15 protein-coding genes are annotated in these 19,730 nt (G+C 38.9%); 5 read left to right on the top strand and 10 right to left on the bottom strand.

Going from position 1 to position 19,730, the window contains the following annotated elements; translation table 11 throughout:
• Positions 1-78 precede the first annotated feature (78 nt).
• Together R2Q84_RS17280 and R2Q84_RS17285 are read right to left on the bottom strand one after the other, a co-directional pair.
• Positions 79-1,230 carry a FecR family protein gene (locus R2Q84_RS17280; RefSeq protein ID WP_316817833.1) on the bottom strand — a complete coding sequence of 384 codons (1,152 nt, stop codon included), beginning with the start codon at positions 1,228-1,230 and terminating at the stop codon, positions 79-81.
• A 101-nt stretch (positions 1,231-1,331) separates the two neighbouring features.
• The gene (locus tag R2Q84_RS17285; protein WP_316817834.1) at positions 1,332-1,928 is read right to left on the bottom strand and encodes an RNA polymerase sigma-70 factor; all 597 of its coding nucleotides are present in this window, start codon (positions 1,926-1,928) and stop codon (positions 1,332-1,334) included.
• 141 nt (positions 1,929-2,069) lie between these two features.
• On the opposite strand from R2Q84_RS17285, the gene R2Q84_RS17290 reads away from it, so the two are divergent.
• The gene (locus R2Q84_RS17290) at positions 2,070-2,546 is read left to right on the top strand and encodes a hypothetical protein (RefSeq protein ID WP_316817835.1); all 477 of its coding nucleotides are present in this window, start codon (positions 2,070-2,072) and stop codon (positions 2,544-2,546) included.
• Between the two features lie 202 nt (positions 2,547-2,748).
• On the opposite strand, the gene R2Q84_RS17295 is transcribed toward R2Q84_RS17290, so the two are convergent.
• On the bottom strand, positions 2,749-4,530 hold the full coding sequence (locus R2Q84_RS17295) for a M61 family metallopeptidase (protein ID WP_316817836.1): 1,782 nt from the start codon (positions 4,528-4,530) through the stop codon (positions 2,749-2,751).
• Between the two features lie 316 nt (positions 4,531-4,846).
• On the opposite strand from R2Q84_RS17295, the gene R2Q84_RS17300 reads away from it, so the two are divergent.
• The 4 genes from R2Q84_RS17300 to R2Q84_RS17315 are packed head-to-tail and all read left to right on the top strand — an operon-like array spanning position 4,847 to position 11,233.
• Positions 4,847-5,938 (top strand): efflux RND transporter periplasmic adaptor subunit, encoded by a 1,092-nt coding sequence (locus R2Q84_RS17300; RefSeq protein ID WP_316817837.1) that lies wholly within the window; start codon positions 4,847-4,849, stop codon positions 5,936-5,938.
• A complete protein-coding gene (locus R2Q84_RS17305; protein WP_316817838.1) occupies positions 5,935-9,036 on the top strand; it encodes an efflux RND transporter permease subunit in 3,102 nt (1,033 codons plus the stop codon). The genes R2Q84_RS17300 and R2Q84_RS17305 overlap by 4 nt, the downstream gene beginning before the upstream one ends.
• Positions 9,023-10,360 carry a TolC family protein gene (locus R2Q84_RS17310; protein ID WP_316817839.1) on the top strand — a complete coding sequence of 446 codons (1,338 nt, stop codon included), beginning with the start codon at positions 9,023-9,025 and terminating at the stop codon, positions 10,358-10,360. The genes R2Q84_RS17305 and R2Q84_RS17310 overlap by 14 nt, the downstream gene beginning before the upstream one ends.
• A gap of 18 nt (positions 10,361-10,378) precedes the next feature.
• Positions 10,379-11,233, top strand: a complete 855-nt coding sequence (locus R2Q84_RS17315) for an N-acetylglucosamine kinase (RefSeq protein WP_316817840.1) — start codon at positions 10,379-10,381, stop codon at positions 11,231-11,233.
• Here the strand turns inward: R2Q84_RS17315 and R2Q84_RS17320 are convergent.
• From R2Q84_RS17320 to R2Q84_RS17350, 7 genes are all read right to left on the bottom strand, one after another.
• Positions 11,223-11,399, bottom strand: a complete 177-nt coding sequence (locus R2Q84_RS17320) for a PID-CTERM protein-sorting domain-containing protein (protein ID WP_316817841.1) — start codon at positions 11,397-11,399, stop codon at positions 11,223-11,225. The genes R2Q84_RS17315 and R2Q84_RS17320 overlap by 11 nt on opposite strands.
• A 5-nt stretch (positions 11,400-11,404) precedes the next feature.
• Complete coding sequence (locus tag R2Q84_RS17325) at positions 11,405-14,581, bottom strand: LamG-like jellyroll fold domain-containing protein (protein ID WP_316817842.1); 3,177 nt, start codon at positions 14,579-14,581, stop codon at positions 11,405-11,407.
• Between the two features lie 121 nt (positions 14,582-14,702).
• The gene (locus tag R2Q84_RS17330; protein WP_316817843.1) at positions 14,703-15,452 is read right to left on the bottom strand and encodes a DUF1080 domain-containing protein; all 750 of its coding nucleotides are present in this window, start codon (positions 15,450-15,452) and stop codon (positions 14,703-14,705) included.
• An 84-nt stretch (positions 15,453-15,536) separates the two neighbouring features.
• Positions 15,537-16,055, bottom strand: coding sequence for a GAF domain-containing protein (locus R2Q84_RS17335; RefSeq protein WP_316817844.1), 519 nt, complete (start codon positions 16,053-16,055; stop codon positions 15,537-15,539).
• A 238-nt stretch (positions 16,056-16,293) separates the two neighbouring features.
• Positions 16,294-16,482, bottom strand: a complete 189-nt coding sequence (locus R2Q84_RS17340) for a hypothetical protein (protein WP_316817845.1) — start codon at positions 16,480-16,482, stop codon at positions 16,294-16,296.
• A gap of 201 nt (positions 16,483-16,683) precedes the next feature.
• Complete coding sequence (locus tag R2Q84_RS17345; RefSeq protein ID WP_316817846.1) at positions 16,684-18,678, bottom strand: OmpA family protein; 1,995 nt, start codon at positions 18,676-18,678, stop codon at positions 16,684-16,686.
• Between the two features lie 40 nt (positions 18,679-18,718).
• The gene (locus R2Q84_RS17350; protein ID WP_316817847.1) at positions 18,719-19,714 is read right to left on the bottom strand and encodes a PorP/SprF family type IX secretion system membrane protein; all 996 of its coding nucleotides are present in this window, start codon (positions 19,712-19,714) and stop codon (positions 18,719-18,721) included.
• Positions 19,715-19,730 lie beyond the last annotated feature (16 nt).

Genomic DNA, 19,730 nt, shown 5'->3' on the forward strand with positions numbered 1-19,730 from the left:
TATATCTATTATTTTCATCCGTACTTATACCAGTTCGATTGCATTCGGACTGGTATTTTTATGAATTTTAAGTAGCATTTACTTCATCACAGTCACCCTCCTCCCTTCGATTTTAAATTTAACTGCATTGGAATAACTCAGCATTGTTAATACTTCGCTAATATTCTTATATCTGGATATATTTCCACTGAATTTTTCATCAGACATTTCACCTTCATAACTCACTTCAATATCATACCATCTGCTCAATTGTATCATAACCTGGTCTATCCGCTCACTATTGAACCTGAAATAACCATTTTTCCAGGCCAGGGCATCTTTGATATTTGCCGGTGTAACTTTCAATTCATTGTCGGCAGTTAATATAGATTGCTCTCCTGGTTTCAGGATATTTTCGGCTTTATTTTCTTGCCTGGTTACACGTATTGCACCTTCAATTAGAGTGGTAATCGTCGCACCTTTATCTCTATAACTATTGATGTTAAAATGCGTACCTAAAACATGAACTTCCTGCCCCGGGGTTTTTACAACAAATGCCATTCTGCTCTTTACAGCTCCATGCATGGTCATCACCTTTGCCACCTCAAAATATGCTTCACCTTCAAGTGCAATATTTCTAACAGATGAATTGGCGGACATCGAAGAAAAACTAAGCTTACTGGCCGAGTTGAGCCAGACGTTTGTACCATCAGGAAGTTTAACCTGATATTGTCCACCTCTTGGAGTTGAGATCGTTCCGCCTTCCATCCCCTGATCTGATTGCGTTTCAACGCTCGAGCCATCATTATAACTAAGCTTTGAAGCATCTATTACAAGTCCGGTTTTATCATTACTTAACTGGATCTTTTTTCCATTTGCCAATGTTAAAATTGCGGCATTTCCACCTGGTGGGATATCATTTTTAGCGATGACCTGAGGGTTATTACTTATAACATACGGTTGTGATACATAGAACCAAAGACCGGCACCCACTATAACTATGACAGCAGCAGCGACAGCGAACCATCGCCATAACGTATAAATACCCGCTGATTTCTTATTAATTGAAGCATGAATTTGTTTCCAACTTTCCTGAGCAATCGAACTGAAATCAATAGATTTATCTTCAAAAGACCTCTTTAATGCGGTTTTCTGATAAATATTTTCAACAAGACGACATTCTTCGGGACTACAATCTCCCGACAGGTACTTGTCAATTAACTCTTCTGCTTTGTGTTTTGAATTCGTCATTATCCTTTGATTATAATAAGGACACTTCTCAACCTATGCAGGTGGTATTCTATATTAAAATAAAAATCATTTTCTAATGCACGAATTATACGATAATCTTTTTAATGCCTGTACCGCATGATTTCCAAAAGAATAACAGAAGCCCCGGCATATTTATCCAACTTGATTTTAATGGTTTTTATGGAGTTCGATATTTGCTTCTTAACGGTTTCTTCTGTTGTACCTAAGAGGGCAGCAATTTCTTTGTTAGTCAGAAAATCCTTCCTGCTCATTTCAAAAACCTGTTTCATCCTTGGTGGTAACAAGTTAATCTCCTCATCAATTAAAGCAATTAAATTTCTATCATCGATTTGCTTAATAAGTCGTTCGTCAGCTTCCGGCATTGCTTCAGCAAGCATGACTATAAAATCATCATTGATTCTATTTTTTCTGATATAATTAATTACCCTGTTTCTTGCCATCACGTACAAGTATGATTTTAAGCTCGTACTGATGTGCATAGTGGAGTTTTTTGACCAAAAGGCAATAAAGAGCTCCTGAATTACATCTTTCGCCTGATCTTCATCACTTAGCATCTTGTAGGCATGGAGATAAAGCGGGTGCCAGTATCTTCTATACACTTCAGTAAACGCCAGCTGGTCACGCTCCCTAAGTAGGGCGGTTAGTTCCTGATCAGAAAAATTACTGTAGTCAACCATTATCAAGTTTTTCCAATGTCAAAGTTACCAAATTTTAAATCAAACCAGCCGTAACAACTATTGCCATGCCTTTGTCATTATTCCGGCACAATAGTTGATAAGAGATTCCCGATTAGAAAATTAAATAAACATATTATGATTATGAAAAAATTACTTTTTACTTTAATTGCCGTTACTGCCCTTTTCACGATGAGTGCTACTAATGCAAATGCTCAAGACTACAAGAATGCTATTGGTGGTCGTTTTGGAGCTGCCAATGGAGTGAGTTTTAAAACACAATTAAACAAAGGTGCGATGCTTGAGTTAATTGGTAACTTCAGAAGCAACCATGGTGCTACATATGCGAAAATTACAGCTTTATATGAGGTTTATAATCCAATTGGTGGCGCTGAAGGTTTAAACTGGTTTTATGGTGGTGGTGGATCAGTTGGTTCTTATAAAGTTAAAGGTTTTGATGGAGATGTCTATCTAGCTGCTAACGGTATTTTAGGCCTTGACTATAAATTTAATGGTGCTCCAATCAACTTATCATTGGATTGGATGCCAGCTTTAGAATTAACTCCTGACACAGGTTTCTGGGGTGGTGATATAGGTTTAGGTGTACGTTTCACTTTCTAAACTTCTTTAACAACACAAAAAAAGGCGGCATTTTTACAAATGCCGCCTTTTTTTAGCTCCTGGCTTAACCATAAAAATTACCTTCTCTGAAGAGCATAGGAAAATTTTTTCAGTAGTTTCTATTTTCTTTGCCTTCAAGATTGCTTCGCAATTTGTCCTTCTTCTGGACAAAAGGTTCCCGCGATGAAGAGAATGGTTATTTTTACATCCATTGTTTTCTCACTTTCTTTTGTAATTCACTAGCCTCCGCATCAATCTCTCCTACCAGTTTAATACCGTGGTAATTTTTAAGCGTAACTTTAATGTCTTTTAATTCACCATCTCTGGCAACTTTAATCACCACTACGTCACCAACCTTTTTATTGCTGATGGCCGGCATACGCTCAACCGCAGCCTCGATAGGTGTACCATCAATACTGATCAGCTCATCGTTAACATTTAAACCATCAACCCAGGCTGCTGAATTACGTAAAACTGCTGAAATGAACATTCTTCCTTCAATTTTCTTAGAAGTAACACCTAAATAAGGACTGGTTTTCCCTTCAAGTTCATTAGTTACTTTTATACCGGCGTAGCCAAAGTATTTAGCATACTCAGGTAAGGTTGTACCATTTACATATTTAGCCCAGAAATCCGTAAAATCCTGACCACTGATCTTTTCAACCATTGCTTTAAACTCAGCATCAGTATAACCTCTTTTCTGAGCTTTATTCTGCCAGTACATCGCTTTCATTACGTCATCCAGACTTTTAGTCCCTTTAGTCGCCTGAGCAATCGCAATATCCATCAATATACCTACCACTTCACCTTTGGCATAATAAGAAACAGTAGTATTGTTTGAGTTTTCATTAGGCCTGTACAATTTAATCCATGCATCAAAGCTCGCTTCGGCAACAGATTGCACCTGTGCCCCCGGAATATTAGAAACATTACTTACTGCAGTAACCAACTGATCAACAAATTCTTTCTCTGTGATAAAACCTGCGCGAAGCATCAACTTGTTTTCGTAATAAGCGGTAAAACCTTCTGCTACCCATAAACTCGTTGTATAATTCTCATTGTCATAATCGAATGGGCCTAAAGCTATCGGGCGCATTCTTTTCACATTCCAAAGGTGATAGTATTCATGTGCAACCAGGTTTAAGAAACCATTGTAACCTTCTCTGTTTGAATAGGCATTTCTACTTGCACCTAAAACGGTAGAATTTAAATGCTCTAATCCGCCACTGCCATTTGCGAAGTTATGTACAATAAAGGTATAATGTTTATTTGGGTTCTCTCCATAAATTGCAGTTCCTTCTTCTACAATTTTGGCCATATCAACCTTAAGTTTTTCCTTATCATAGTTACCACCGCCATACATCGCTACCTCATGTCTCACACCCGAGGCCATAAACTCAAATATGTCCTGGTTCCCCACCTCTATCGGGCTATCATACAACACATCAAAATCCGATGCAGTATATGTAAATGCTTTCCCTGCAACAGGCTCTAATCCTGTCGACACTTTAGTCCAGCCATTAAAAGGAATAATTTTTACGGTGCTCGGGGTATTCAGCATACCATCAGGATGCATAAACACACCAGTACTCGAAAGGAAGGCATGTGTATCATCAATAAATGAGGTACGTACTGAAACCTCGAATGCATATACCCTATATTTAATCTTTACAGCATTGGCTCTTTTTGTGTAAACCCTCCAGGCATTTTTCCTTACTTTCTCATGTTTCAGCACTTTTCCGCTTGCTGTAGCACCAAAGCCCTCTACACTTTTGGAGAATTCACGTACCAGGTAAGAACCAGGCGCCCAAACAGGCATTTTTACATCTACATAATCTTTAACTAAACCTGAAATGGTCATTTCTACTTCGGCATAATGCGCCTGGGGTTCTATAAAGCTAACCTCGAACCCTATTTTTACTTGTGATTTGGCTGTCATACCTACTGCGAGCAATATTACTAATGCAATTAATGGTTTGTTCATCTGTTATTTTTTTATCTTTTTTGCTCAGATGGATCCTTTAGTGATTCATATGAATAATTGTTGTTAAGCTGCGCCAAACTTAGAAAAATTTGATACTTAAAGCAAGCCGGTTTATGGCATACGCCATGCAGGCAGCCATAAACGTATAAGTTCTACATGCTGTAACACACTTAATACAAGCTATTCTTGTCATTTTAAATATTTTTGTATGTTAACCCAATCAAAAGTGTTATCAAAACGTTATCATAGCGTACGGAAATACCAATACATAAATTTGCAATCGCAGGAACTCGAATTGCAGAAAAAAGAACCACAAATGAAAGTAAAGTACATCATTTACACCCTTATTGTTTTAGGGGTAGCTTATTTAATCTACTACAGGATCGATGCAAATAAAAAAATTGCAGCAGAAGGAGCCAGTATGGGAGGCAAAGGTAAAACTGGCGCCACAAAAGGACTACAGGTTGAAGGCATTGTAGTAACAGCAGGCGACTTCACCAATGACCTGGAAGTAACCGGGACCCTTGAAGCCAACGAATCTGTTGAATTACGCAGTGAAGTCTCTGGCCTGATTACCAGCATCAATTTCAAAGAAGGTGCTCATGTCAGCAAAGGCAGTCTCCTGGTGAAGATTAACGATCGCGACATACAAGCCCAGTTACAGGAAGCGCTAACTAAACAACGTTTATCGGCCACCAACGAAAACCGCTCCAAACAATTGCTGGAAAAAGGAGCAATCAGTCAGGAAGAATACGACACTTCACTGGCCGACCTTCAATCCTTAAAAGCACAAACTCAATTGATTCGGGCGCAACTTGCCAAAACAGCAATATATGCGCCATTTAGTGGAAAAATCGGACTTCGATCTGTGTCTGTAGGCGGTTATTTAACTCCGGCAACACCCATTGCGAATCTGTCTAGTATAGACCCTTTAAAAGTTAGCTTTTCAATCCCTGAGAAATATATCGGACAGATAAAACCGGATTCAGAAGTGACTTTTACAACTGATGGTTTTAATAAGAAGTTTACCGGTAAAGTTTTCGCTATTGAACCGGGGATCAATACGCAGACCCGCACATTACAAATCAAAGCGCTTGCACCGAATGCCAATAATGAGTTGTTACCGGGTTCTTTTGCTAAGATAAACCTATCACTAAGCACCATAAAAAATGCATTACTGATCCCAAATGAAGCCATTATACCGGTATTAAAAGGCAAAACAGTTTACATTAGTAAAGATGGTAAAGCGCAACAGGTAAATGTTGAAGCAGGTACCCGTACCTCAACACAAATACTGATTACATCTGGTCTAAATATTGGTGATACCGTGCTTACGACTGGTGCAATGGCCTTAAAACCTGATACTCCTGTAAACGTAACAGTGGTTAATCATAAATCTAAAATATGAGTATTTCAACCACCAGTATAAAGCGGCCCGTACTGGCCATTGTAATGAACCTGATGATCCTTTTGTTTGGCGTCATCGGCTATAACTTCCTGGGTGTAAGGGAATACCCAAACATCGACCCTACAGTAATTAACGTACGTACATCTTATCCGGGGGCAAACTCTGACATCATTGAATCGCAGATTACTGAACCATTGGAGAAATCCATTAATGGCATCGACGGGATCCGGAACATTTCTTCATCCAGCAACCAGGGTAGCAGCAACATCACCATCGAATTTAACCTGAACAAAAACATTGACGATGCGGCCAATGACGTAAGAGATAAGGTTTCCGAAGCTGCCAGAAGATTACCCAAAGATATTGACGGGAACCCTGTAGTAAGTAAAGCCGATGCCAATTCGGATGCAGTAATTACCATGACCATACAAAGCGATAAACGCAATGTAATGGAACTGAGTGATTATGCAGAGAACGTAATTGCTGATCGTTTACAAACCATTACTGGTGTGAGTAGCATACAGATTATGGGACAAAGAAAATACGCCATGCGTATTCGAATTGCTCCGGATAAACTGGCAGCCTATGGATTGACATCCCAGGATATCGTAGCAGCGCTGGACAAAGAAAACGTGGAGCTACCTTCGGGAAAAATCACAGGCGAAAACACGGAACTCATTGTAAAAACACTTGGAAAACTGACAGATGTTGATGAGTTTAACAACCTGATTCTTAAAAATGACACAGACAATGTGGTGAAATTAAAAGATGTTGGTTTTGTGGAACTTGGTTCTGAAAATGAGGAGACTGTTTTAAGGGAATCAGGTAAACCGATGGTTGCCGTAGGGCTTATCCCACAGCCTGGGGCAAATTACCTTGATATCTCCAAAGAATTTGACAAGCGTTTCGCACAACTGCAAAAAGATGTACCCCAAGACATTAAACTCAACATATCTTTAGATACCACTAAATTTATCAAAGCATCGGTAACAGAGGTAGCAGAAACCATCATCTTGTCGTTAATTCTGGTAATTATAATTATTTACTTGTTTTTTAGAGATTGGGCGATTGCCATCAGACCGCTTATCGATATTCCGGTATCGTTGATTTTCACCTTTTTCATTATGTATATTTTTGGATTTTCCATTAATGTCCTATCCTTACTGGCCATAGTACTGGCGACGGGTTTAGTTGTGGATGATGGGATTGTAGTGACCGAAAATATATTTAAAAAAGTAGAAGAGGGCTACTCTCCTTTTGAAGCAGCGATTAAAGGATCGAACGAAATATTCTTTGCCGTAATATCTATTTCTGTTACCCTTGCAGCGGTGTTTTTACCAGTTATATTTTTACAAGGATTTGTAGGTCGGTTATTCCGGGAATTTGGAGTGGTAATTGGCGCAGCAGTATTGATATCCGCTTTTGTCTCGCTTACCTTAACCCCCATGTTAAATGCTTACCTGATGAAAAAAACAGGCCATAAGAAATCAAGGTTCTATGAAGTAACAGAACCTTATTTCATTAAGCTAAATGAGGGGTATGCTGAAAAATTAAACAAATTCCTGGATAGAAAATGGTTGGCTATTCCGATTATAGCAGTATGTGTTGGTTTGATTGTATTATTCTGGAAAATCCTTCCAAAGGAAACGGCTCCTTATGACGACCGTAGCGCTATCAATATGAACCTGACTACCCCTGAGGGATCTTCTTTTGCTTATACCGATAGGTTTATGATGAAGGTGCAACAAATGGTTAGTGATTCGATTCCGGAAAAGAAGGTGAATATTACGATTACCTCTCCGGGTTTTGGAGGTGGGTCTACAAATAGTGGTTTTGTTAGGATGGGCTTAACTGACCCGGGCGACAGAGATAAAACACAGGCAGAAGTTGCTGCCAAACTGACTAAAATCACCAGAAAGTACACAGAAGGAAAAGTAACAGTAATCCAGCAACCTACCATCTCTGTAGGAAGGCGCGGAGGCTTACCAGTTAATTATATCATCCAGGCACAGAATTTTGAAAAACTAAGAGAAAAGATTCCTTTATTCATGGACGAGGTTTCCAAAGATCCGACTTTTACGACTTCTGATGTAAATTTAAAGTTCAACAAACCAGAGATCGACCTGACCATTGACCGGGATAAAGCTAAAAACCTTGGCGTATCAGTTTCGGATATTGGTACGGCCTTGCAATTGGGATTAAGCGGTCAACGTTTCTCCTATTTTTTCATGAACGGAAAGCAGTACCAGGTTATCGGACAGTTTGAGGTTGGCGACCGTAAAGATCCTTTAGATTTAAGTTCAGTGTATGTGAGGAATGACAAAAATGAGCTGATACAACTGGACAACCTGGTTACGGCCAGAGAAGAAAGCAGTCCTCCACAATTATACCGCAACAACCGCTTTACGGCTGCTACAGTTTCGGCTGGTTTAGCTCCAGGAAAAAGTATTGGTGAAGGTATTGAGGCAATGGACAGGATTTCGGAAAAAGTATTGGACGAGTCATTTTCTACCGATCTGGGCGGGGAATCAAGGGATTTTAAGGAAAGTTCATCCAATACACTTTTTGCATTTGGACTTGCATTGCTATTGGTTTATTTAATCCTTTCTGCACAGTTTGAAAGTTTCATAGATCCTATTATTATTATCTTAACCGTCCCTATGGCTGTTGCAGGGGCATTTTTATCCTTGTGGTTATTTGGACAGAGCTGGAATATATTTAGTCAGATCGGGACCATCATGCTAATTGGTTTGGTAACTAAAAATGGTATTCTGATTGTTGAATTTGCGAACCAGCTGAAGGAACAGGGAAAAAGTGTTCATGATGCCATTCGGGAGGCTTCAGTATCCAGGTTAAGACCGATCCTGATGACAAGTCTTGCTATCGCCATTGGCGCCGTCCCTATTGCCATGGCATTAGGTGCAGCTGCTAAAAGCCGGATGGGAATGGGAATCGTAATTGTAGGAGGAACAACATTTGCATTGATATTAACACTATTCGTTATCCCTGCAATTTATTCCTACTGGTCAAAAGAACATAAAGCAAACACAGAATTAGAAGAATCATTAAAAGCAGCTTTGGAACATGAAAAAGCTTAATTATATGCCTGGGAAACGTGGCACTGTATTTTGCCTGATGACGGTTTTAATATGGAGCACTCAACTGGGTTTTGCACAACAAAGACTTAGTCTGGAAGAAGCAATCAGTGTAGCGTTAAAAAACAACTACGATATTAAACTGGTAAACAACGACATCCAGATAGCTAAAAACAACGTGAATGTAGGTAACGCTGGCATGCTACCTAAACTAGACGCCAGTTTTTCAGATGGTGGTAGCAGACAAAATATTACACGTACACAAAGTAACGGAAATCAGCAAACACTGGATGGCGTAAGAAATACAAGTATGAATTACGGTGCAGCATTGGGCTGGACAATATTTGATGGCTTGCAGATGTTCACAAATTATGAAAAACTTAAAGAACTCCAAAAGTTAGGAGAAGTCAATGCAAAAGCAACAATACTCACAACAGTTAGTGATGTAATCAATGCCTATTATACCGTATTAAAAGAACAGCAACTGGTAATTGCCAGAGACAGTGTATTAGACATTTCGCAATTGAGGTTAAAAATTGCAAATAACAAATTAACAATTGGCAGAGGCTCTAAACTTGATGTGCTGGCAGCAAAAGTGGACTACAACACGGATACATCAGCATATTTACAGGAGATTAATCTACTTAAAACAGCTAAAACGGCTTTGAACCAGGTCATGGCCAGAGACCTGAATCTTGATTTTAAAGTAGATCATGAAATTGCTATTGATGCTGCATTGGATTATACAACTTTGTCGGGACAAATGGCGCAGTTAAATCCTGATTTGCAAAATGCTTTCATTAATAAAAAAATAGCAGAACTGAACCTGAAACAGATTAAGGGACAGCGGTATCCTGTAGTGGCAGTAAACAGTGGCTATGAATTTCAGAAAAGTGCAAGTCCTACTGGTTTCAATACACAAACCCGTTCCAATGGCTTTACCTATGGGGTTACGGCCAGTTTAAATATTTTCAACGGCTTTTTACAACGTCAAAATGAGCGAAATGCTAAGATAGGTATCAACTCCTCAGCACTGTCTTTCGAAAAGATAAAGCAGGATATCAATGCACAACTGTTGTCGACTTATCAAAACTATAGCACGAACCTTGATTTGCTGAAAATAGAAAAGAGCAATGTGGAAATTGCGAGGCAAAACCTTGATATTACTCTTGAAAAATACAGACTAGGCAGTATCTCTCCACTGGAGCTCAGAGAGGCTCAAAAAAACTCGATTGATGCCATAACTCGTTATCTGGAAGTACAATATCAGGCAAAACTTACAGAAATTAGCCTAAAAGAAATCAGTGGTACATTAAATATTCAATAAGATTACTATTTTTAGCGAATGATTCTAGTAGCAGACAGTGGTTCAACAAAAACTGATTGGATGGGTTACAGCCCAAATGAACAAATCAACTTCAGTACACAGGGGATAAACCCTTATTTCCTTAATGCACACGACATTTTCAAGCTTTTTTCTAAGAAGAAGGAAATTGCACAGTATGCGAGTAAGGTTAAGGAAGTTTATTTCTTTGGAGCAGGCTGTTCTTCACCTGATAAGGTAGAGGTCATATCAAATGGGATCTCTTCTTTTTTCACCAATGCTTATGTAGCCGTAGAACATGACCTTATGGGCTCTGCATATGCTACCTGTGGTGATAAACCAGGGCTAACCTGTATTTTAGGTACCGGATCTAACATATCCTACTTCGATGGACAAAACCTACATCACGGCATACATGGATTGGGTTATGTACTGGGTGATGAGGGCTCAGGCACCTGGTTTGGACGTAAACTAATTACTGCTTATTTATATAATCAGATGCCTGCCGAACTGAGTGTGGAATTTGGGAAAGAATTTCAGATCGATAAAGAGACTGTAATCACTAATGTCTATCAAAAAGCTTCTCCAAATACCTATCTGGCTTCGATAAGTCGTTTCATGGTAAACCATCAGGACCATCCATTTATTCTAGACATATTGCGCAAAGGTTTTCAGGAATTTGTAGACAGCAATATCAAGGACTATAGCAATTACAAATCGCTTGATTGTCACTTTGTAGGCTCAATAGCTTTTTATTATCAGGACATCCTGAGAGAAGTTTGTTTAAACAACCAGGTTAAATTGGGTCAGATTCTTCAAAAGCCAATTCAGGGGATTTACAATTATATTTTAAGAAAAGAAGGTATTACTGTTTAAGATTAATTTTTCTTAATCCATATACTGCAGCAGCACCGAGAAGCACCACGAGCCCCCCATCAACCGGGACATCAGGATCTCCTCCGGGGAAACCGGGATCATCAATTTGCTGACCTATTGCCAGCAAATTACCAAACATAAAGATGGAGATAAATAAATATTTCATACAGATTAGTTTTTAAGCATTTTAAAGGTTGCGATAGTTCTGTTTCTTTTTGTATCAATCAGTTGCAGTATGTAAAGCCCTTTCATGAAATGATTAGCCGGTAGTTGAACTGGCATACCTGGTTCAAGTAAAGGCAAATCACCAGTCCAAACCACCTGACCTGTTATTGTTCTGATCAGGATCTTCAGATTTCTCCAGCTTTGACTTCCAGACTTGATGTAAATCATATCACTTATCGGATTAGGGTATAACAAGAGGCTGTTATCCTGCTCCTCATATCCCGGGTTCATAGTTTCGAAAGGTTGAATTAGCAATGAAAAACGTTTTCTGCCATGGGTATCACTGTTCTCCGCATCTATATCAAACAGATATTGCTGCTTCCCTTCTTTAACCGTGATTTGTTTATTCAGGTAATGGTCCACAAGAATAACCTGTTCTTTATTTTTGATTTTACCTATCAGACTTAATTCATAGGTACCACTATCCCAGTCCTTCACAAACAATTGAATTGTTCTGCTAGCTGTATTCACTCCCCGCTCATCAATAGCCAGCTTGCTATCGTTGGAGGTTAAACCAGAAATACTTACATAGCCCTCCCCAATTTTAGGCGCATCAGCGTCCGTAATTTCATCATGACCACCGCTCTTCATGATCAATACGTATTCATCCGATAAGTCTTCTTTCGATAAGCTTATCCGAAGTTCTGTTTGTATATGATCTGTATTTACCCCCTTTTTTGTATCAACGGATGCAAATTTAGCAGATGTTAAAACAGGTGCAGCGGAGTACTTTGATGCTTCTGTAAATGTGACCTCTCCAGTACTATGTCCTGTACTTACTTTAACAAAAAATCCTTCTCCAGAATGAATGACATGTGCTTGATCATCGGTTACCAGATAAGCATTATTCTTAGGGTCAAATACCCAAACAAAGGGCAATATATTTACTTTCTGTACTTTACCCCATGTTATCGGCGAAGCATAAGGGTTTCCCAACAAATTGTAACCATCCCCCTCTTTCCCTGCATTTCTATTAAAAAGATCTATTTTAAGTTCCCCCACAAACAGTTTCCCCTTAGCAGTGATCGTGTAGGCTTGCGGATTTGAAAACGGAGGGCGTTGTATCTGTTGTTCGAAGGCATTCGGATCTGAGCGGCTCCCCCTTGAAAATACATAGAATCCCTTTCCTAATGTTACACTTGCGCTCATGTTAGCTATACCTGTATATTTCTGCGAAAGCGTACCCGGCAATGCTTGATTATGCGTATAAATTGTTGGGTTATTGTTTGGTGAGACATCGAATCCATTCACAATTCCACCAGGCCCTGTAACAAAAATACTTTGTTGGACGGCATTAAAATTATACTCCCGAATACTACCCGGGGATTGAAAAACAGGTGAGCTCAGTAAGCGCCAGCCTCTTGCCGTGGAAGGGTTGGAAAAACTACCGTCAATAAACTGTTGTACGTTAACATTTCCAACAATGCCGGTCTGATAAATATTTCCAACAGGTGCTATTGTTCCATAACTTTTATATCTGTTTGCCAGTAAAGTAAGTTGATCGTTTGCATTGAGTATACCCTTTAAAAGGCTCAATTGTGTACTGACATTGATTTTTGCATTCAGCAAAATGGTACTCAGGGGTATGGCTTGATTGACTTCCAAATGAGAAACTGTGGTTGTACCGGATCCCGAAAAACTCTGCAAAGAGGCTCCGCCATTAAAAACCAACGTTCCTAAATGCTGATCTAAACTAATTTCCCCATTGTTAATCACGTCATTTTTAAACGTTAGTCTCACCCGTTCTTTCAATATCACAGATGAAGAAATATCAAATTGTGCTTTACAATTCACGTTCAGATCAGCTGCTAAAACAAGTCGGGCTCCCGTTTCTAAACCCAGACTATTTACCGAAATAGAATTACCCGGATCTATTTGCACCTCTCTTCCTTGTGTAACAACGACATTAGTGTAACTTCCAGGTACGCGTCCAAAACTCCAGTTTGCTTCATCATTCCAGCTACTTGTGCCATTAGCCCCGGTAAACCTGTTCACATCTGAGTGTTGTTCCGGATTAATCTCCTGAGTAGAAATAGTAACAAAACTTACAGGGTTTAGCTGATTTTTATATTCTGTCAATATCCAGTCTATAGACCTCTCCACATTTCCAACTCTCAACTCATCAATTACTCCGTTAAAATAACGGTCATTTTGTTTACTTCTGCCAATAATTATTGACCCTTCGTTATGTCTGCCCGGAACTGGAGCAAAACCTCCTCCCTTGTACAAGCCATTTAATAAAATCCGCTTTAGCCTTCCGTTAAGGCTAGCTGTTAGAAAAACCCAGGTATCAACGGGTAAAGCTTCAACCGTGACATGGCTACTTACTGTCCCCAATATAATGACATCAAAAACTATTTTTCCCTGGGCATTAATCTTAAGCAGGCAGCCGTTTCCGGCGCTATCATTAGCGAAAATCATCTGTTCCGTACCAAGCTGCCTGAGCTTTATCCAGCCACTTATACAGAAATTTCTATTCGTATCCGGGGTTGAATGCATCGCATCACTTACGCCATTAAAACTTGTTGCTGCTCCTATTATCCCATTAGTAAAACTTGCAGCGTTCATGCCGAAGACACCAATTGCATTACTTCCTAAACCAGGGACAGCATTAAAACTTACAGCAGGTTCAGCATCAAACCCCATGTGCCAGACGCGCTGGTACCCCATTGTCCAGATCGCACTAGTTTCTTCAGATGAATATCCCTCAGCCTCATTTCCTCCATAGTAAAAATAGATTTCATTGAAGCCTGGCCTACCCGCTGTAATGAGTTCAGCAATTTGTACCCAGCAAATAAGTCGGCCTGTAACAGGATCATAACTATCGATCTGAAAACCAATGGGCACATCAGGTTTACTTTTCAAAGCAAACGAAATCGGCAATGCATTATGCTGCGCTCGGTTGCAACCGGGCAGATCACTCAACTCTACTGACTGCAGTTCAATCAATAAGTTAAAATTGAGCAGATTTGAAGCACCAGAAACTTTAGATTTATCAACAGTGATTGTCTTCCTAAAGTTATACCCTTTCATCCACGTTTGGGCAAACGCGGATTGGCTCAGCACAATTACAAAAAAAAGAGCAGCAAATTGTTTAGCACAAAAAAATGATAATTCTTTCAAAATATTAACATTTAATTACAGAATACCTAATTATTAATTACCAGCAATTCAACTGTAATAATTATTATTGATATTCCGTGAATTAAATTAACAATTATGAAAAAAAATAATCACACAAACACTATAAGTTTCGAATCCATATGTTACGATAGCTGACTAAGTCTCCATGGTCCTGCAAGCTTAAAGGCTCCTTATCTCCATGTTTTTCATAAGACGGGGCACCAATGTATTGTGTAGTCCCGGCAATTATTGCATGGTTCTGAACCAATACTCCATTGTGAATAACGGTTATATTGGCTGGGATTTTTACAGACCCGTCTTCATTAAACCTGGGTGCCATAAAGATCACATCATAACTTTGCCATTCTCCCGGTTTACGTGAAGCATTTGCCAGAGGAATTAATTGTTTATAGATACTGCCAGCCTGACCATTAGAGTATGTTATATTCTCATAAGAGTCCAGCACTTGTAGCTCATATTTACCCATTAAGAATATCCCACTATTTCCTCTTCCCTGCCCATTTCCTTTAACAACTTTGGGGGCTCTCCATTCGATATGTAACTGACAATCTCCAAATGCCAACTTACTGGTGATCATACCTGTACCTTTTTCTACGGTCATACTTCCATCAGCAATTTTCCATTTTACAGGTTTACCATCACTTCCAATAAATGCTGAAGCATCTTTACCGTCAAATAGGACAATAGCGTCTGATGGGGCCCCGGAATCCGTTAAACCGGGTGTTATCAACTTAGGACTGGGTTTCCAAACCTCGGTAAGTGTAGGGGGATCTATTTTTTTTTCCTGGGCGATCGCTCCTCCCGAAATCCCTGTACTTAACAGGCATAAATATAAAATACTTCTTCTCATGGAATGAACTTTGGATAAGTAATTAATATTCTAAATATATTAATTATCCTCCGCTAAATGAAGCCATTATCTAAAATATATTGACTAGGCAAACGCCCTTTGTGCTCTTTTTTTATTCATTTCCCTGTTTACCATTTCTGCTACCCACTCCAGCTTTTCTTTTTCCTGAGGAAGGAATTCGCGCTTAACTTTATCGATAATACAAACAGATCCGATCCGGATTCCCTCATCTGTAACAATAGGCGTGGCGGCATAAAACCTCATTCCAAATTCAGCAGCGATTAAAGCATTTGTGATAAGTGAAGGTGCTACCGAAAGTCCTTCAAAAGCATCTGCAATTTCATTTGCAATAGCCAGGGAACAAACACTTGTTTCAAGCTGCAAGTTCGAAAGTCTCTTTGATGACAGTGCTTTTTTGGTCCAGAAATGATGATGATCAACAAAATTGATAACCGCAATCTGAGTATTGAACAAACTTGCTGTAAACGCAGATAATTCATCAAAAAACCTTGATGTTTTTGTGCAAAGTATTTGATATCCTTTAAGATTTTCCAGTCGCGATTTTTCAACGAGGGAAATACTTTTTCTTATTCTCTTTTCCAATTTCAACAGTAGATAGATGTACTGTGAATTAAACAATTACCATACCTGATTATTATTTTGCCTGCGACAAAACACCAAAAAATGACGATGGCTTCTTAAAAGTACTTTAAAAAGCAAACAGTGATGTTTTCGTTCACGACGGTCTATTTTTTTCAGAAAAGACAAGAAAAACAGCTTTCAAAGGATTAAGAAAAACGGGGATTATCTAAAGTAAAAAGGGTAAATTTTTACTCAGTTTTTAGCTTTCCACAGGTTCAAAACTGATGAATATCCATTCATTTTTGATGCTTTTTTTATAATTTACCTTATAGCTTTTATTAGGAGGGATTGTAAAATGAAAAGTCAATTCGTTTTCGCTGGGGTCTTTTGGAATAAACCCAGGAAGCAAAGTATCGGCGATTAATTTAATTTGTCTTTCAGCATGCATAATTAACTATTTAATTAAAGATTTCATTTTGCATGCTTATAATAAGCAAAATTTATCTTAAAATTGAATAACAAATATGTTTTTAATGTAATTATAGCATAAATATTTTTAACATATAGCGGAAAATGAGTCGTATAGCAAAAACCCCATATAAACTCTAAAGAAAAGCCTATACGGGGTTTAGCCGAGAATCAATCTTATTTATTTTTTGGTAACCTTAAATTCTGTTCTTCTGTTCAATGCCCTTCCATCAGGATTGTCTGCTCCATTAGGCAGTTCATTTGGTGCAACAGGTCTGGTTTCACCATAACCTTTACTGGTCATTCTATTTGTAGCAATACCTTTTTCAATTAGGTAATCAACGCAGGATTTAGCCCTTCTCTCAGAAAGGTCCAGATTATAAGCATCACTACCCTTACTATCTGTATGCGAGCTCAGCTCGATCTCAATCGTAGGATTATCAACCATAATGGTATAAAGATGATCTAGTTTCTCCTTAGAGTCGGGTGTTAATTCAGCTTTATTAAATTCATACAATACATCCTTAAGTACAATTGGCTTATCTATTTCAAAAGGAGTCAGACACAGTTCCGGACTAAACAAGGTATCCCTTTGTGCCATTTGTCCGTGATTAAAAGTAAGCGTTTTACTAAAGTATTTATCCTTTTCAGCAGTTAACTTAAAGTATCTGTTTGAGTTCACTTTAAAAGTATACCTGCCCAAATCATCTGTGGTAAATTTAAATTGTTGTACCGAATCCGCAAGCGTAATTACAGCTCCACTTAAAGGCTTTAGTGTATTGCAGTCAAGGACTGTCCCCTTAATAAAAAGGAACTCCCTTCTGATATGAAAAACCTCCAGACAACAAACAGACTCCCTGTCTGAGCTAATATATCCCTCTGAATCATTATCTGTAACCGGCGTAAAATAAAGATCATCTTTTGATGAATTAAATGGATAACCTAGATTTTGTGGTTCAGACCACTGACCAAAGTCACCTACACTTTCAAAGAAATCAAAACCACCCATACCCACTTTTCCATTACTACTAAAAAGCAATCTTTTGGTGGCAGCGTTATAGTAAGGTGCCTCTTCATCTTCTGGAGTATTGATCACACTACCCATATTGACTGCAGTACCTAAGACGCCGTCAATATGAATTGCAGCATACCAGAGGTCATATTTACCAGCCCCTCCAGGTCTGTCAGATGCAAAAATTAAATACTTTCCATCCTTAGTCACAAAGGGTTGCATTGCATTGAAACCTTTTACATTGATCTGGCTTCCCAGCTCTACAGGTGCAGACCAATCTTTTGAAGTGCCCGTCATCGCATTCAGCTGGTATATTTTTTTATTGCCCTGACCAGTCCAGCTGGTTATAAAAGCAATTTTTCCATTTGGATGAAATGCGGGTGCGGCCGACTCCTTTTCTTTTCCTTCAACAGTAGCTTTTCGGATGGTTACATCTTCTTTAAGCGGGTTCCCCGAAGTAATATAAATAGCATTTAAATATGGGCTTTCTTTTCTGGTAACTTTTGCATTCTGGTCACTTAATACTTCTTTTTTACCACCAACATGCAATGGCCGTGATGAAGTAAAGTAGAAATTACCTCCTTTTATCGTTGGTGTATAATTTGACCCTTTATCATTAATTTCATTCTTCAGTTTGTTTACGCTAAACATTCTTGGATAGCGCAACTCGCTCAATGCAAATCGACAAGAAGCAATTTCCTCTACCGCTTTAGCCGAATAACTATCTTTAACATTATACTTATCCAGAAAGACATTGAAAGCCCTAATGGCTTCTTTAAATTTTTGATTTGCCCTTAAACTTTCCGCATACCAAAAAGCACTTAAAATATATTTAGGGTTGGTGAAATCCCTTGACACCTCATACCATTTCTCGGCATCATTAAAGTTCTTATATTTCCTGGAAGATTCCCCAAGCTGAAATACACAGTATTCGTATTCTTCTCTTTTTGGACTTTCTTCTTTTATTTTGTTTTTGAAACCATACGGAACTATAGAGCCCGAAGTATCCGCTTCAATCTGCAATGCTTTTTTATAGTATTCAGATGCGGCATAATATTCCTTATTTTGAAAATATACGTCAGCCACTCTTTTGTTATTGGTTACAAATTGCGCGTGAGCCGCGGAGGCAAATAAACAGAGGATCAGAAGTATCTTTGTTTTCATCAGTGTTTCATTAATGGGTAATGAATTCATATTAGTTCAACTATAATCGTGGGCAAAAGAAGTTCGGCCCAAATATTCCTTTTCTGCCGGTAAAGGAGACCGACAGCTCCAACCCTCCTTTACTTCCGGTAATTCGGTTTAAGCTCGAAGTATTAAAATCATAACTCAATCCGAACACCATATTTTTGAGGTGTAATCCAAAAAATGCAATAGCAGAATCATCTACCCTATAATTAGAGCCGAACATCAAATCAGTCTCTTCATTAAGCATATACTGGGCGTAAGCACCTGCCGAAATTTCGCGGGCATTACCTTGCTTCATATACAGTCCGTTTGGAGTAATATCAAACGCATCCGAAATTTTTATACGTGCCCCACCATGTGCAGCATATCGAACAGGCATTCTTACACTGTTCCCTAAAAACTTGTCTACCGGTCTTGTTAAGTGTGCCGCTGTAGCTCCACCAAACACATTAACCTGCTGATCAGGATTTCCATCAAAATACATCACACCCACGTTTACATCAGGGACAAGCGTATTGGATGAAGCAAAAGATTCGCTAATCCCTAACCCCGGATCGTATCCGGTTACAGGATTAAACTGGCTACCCAATGTAATTTTGGATGGGTCAAAACTCTTATTTAAAATACCTGCCTGCAGACCAAAATTTACCATGTTTAGTCCAGCCCTGCCGAAGTGAATACGGTAAGCGCCGGAAACCAAAGCACTCAAATGATTATAGCTGATATCCCCTGCATTTTGATTGAGCACCATTGCTCCAAAAGCGAGGTTCTTAACAGGGGCCATATCAAACGATGCGCCCCCTGTTAAAAATGAATTAGAGATCGATCCCCATTGCTGTTTAGCGTTTAATGAAACCCTGTATTCTCCATCGGTAACCCCGGTAAGTGCCGGGTTTAACCATAGCGGATGTGCATAGTATTGAGAAAAATGAGGATCAATTTGAGCTGTCCCATTTAAAGCTCCCAAAGTTAAAAATGCTCCTATTGCTATTGTTCTTATTAGTTTCTTCATGATAAATTTGTTTTTC

It is taken from the genome of Pedobacter nyackensis (assembly GCF_032678475.1).
Lineage (GTDB): Bacteria > Bacteroidota > Bacteroidia > Sphingobacteriales > Sphingobacteriaceae > Pedobacter > Pedobacter nyackensis_A.

Coding starts and splice junctions, on each gene's coding strand:
- R2Q84_RS17280 (WP_316817833.1), bottom strand. CDS start 1,230: ATGACGAATTCAAAACACAAAGCAGAAGAGTTAATTGACAAGTACCTG.
- R2Q84_RS17285 (WP_316817834.1), bottom strand. CDS start 1,928: ATGGTTGACTACAGTAATTTTTCTGATCAGGAACTAACCGCCCTACTT.
- R2Q84_RS17290 (WP_316817835.1), top strand. CDS start 2,070: ATGAAAAAATTACTTTTTACTTTAATTGCCGTTACTGCCCTTTTCACG.
- R2Q84_RS17295 (WP_316817836.1), bottom strand. CDS start 4,530: ATGAACAAACCATTAATTGCATTAGTAATATTGCTCGCAGTAGGTATG.
- R2Q84_RS17300 (WP_316817837.1), top strand. CDS start 4,847: ATGAAAGTAAAGTACATCATTTACACCCTTATTGTTTTAGGGGTAGCT.
- R2Q84_RS17305 (WP_316817838.1), top strand. CDS start 5,935: ATGAGTATTTCAACCACCAGTATAAAGCGGCCCGTACTGGCCATTGTA.
- R2Q84_RS17310 (WP_316817839.1), top strand. CDS start 9,023: ATGAAAAAGCTTAATTATATGCCTGGGAAACGTGGCACTGTATTTTGC.
- R2Q84_RS17315 (WP_316817840.1), top strand. CDS start 10,379: ATGATTCTAGTAGCAGACAGTGGTTCAACAAAAACTGATTGGATGGGT.
- R2Q84_RS17320 (WP_316817841.1), bottom strand. CDS start 11,399: ATGAAATATTTATTTATCTCCATCTTTATGTTTGGTAATTTGCTGGCA.
- R2Q84_RS17330 (WP_316817843.1), bottom strand. CDS start 15,452: ATGAGAAGAAGTATTTTATATTTATGCCTGTTAAGTACAGGGATTTCG.
- R2Q84_RS17340 (WP_316817845.1), bottom strand. CDS start 16,482: ATGCATGCTGAAAGACAAATTAAATTAATCGCCGATACTTTGCTTCCT.
- R2Q84_RS17345 (WP_316817846.1), bottom strand. CDS start 18,678: ATGAAAACAAAGATACTTCTGATCCTCTGTTTATTTGCCTCCGCGGCT.
- R2Q84_RS17350 (WP_316817847.1), bottom strand. CDS start 19,714: ATGAAGAAACTAATAAGAACAATAGCAATAGGAGCATTTTTAACTTTG.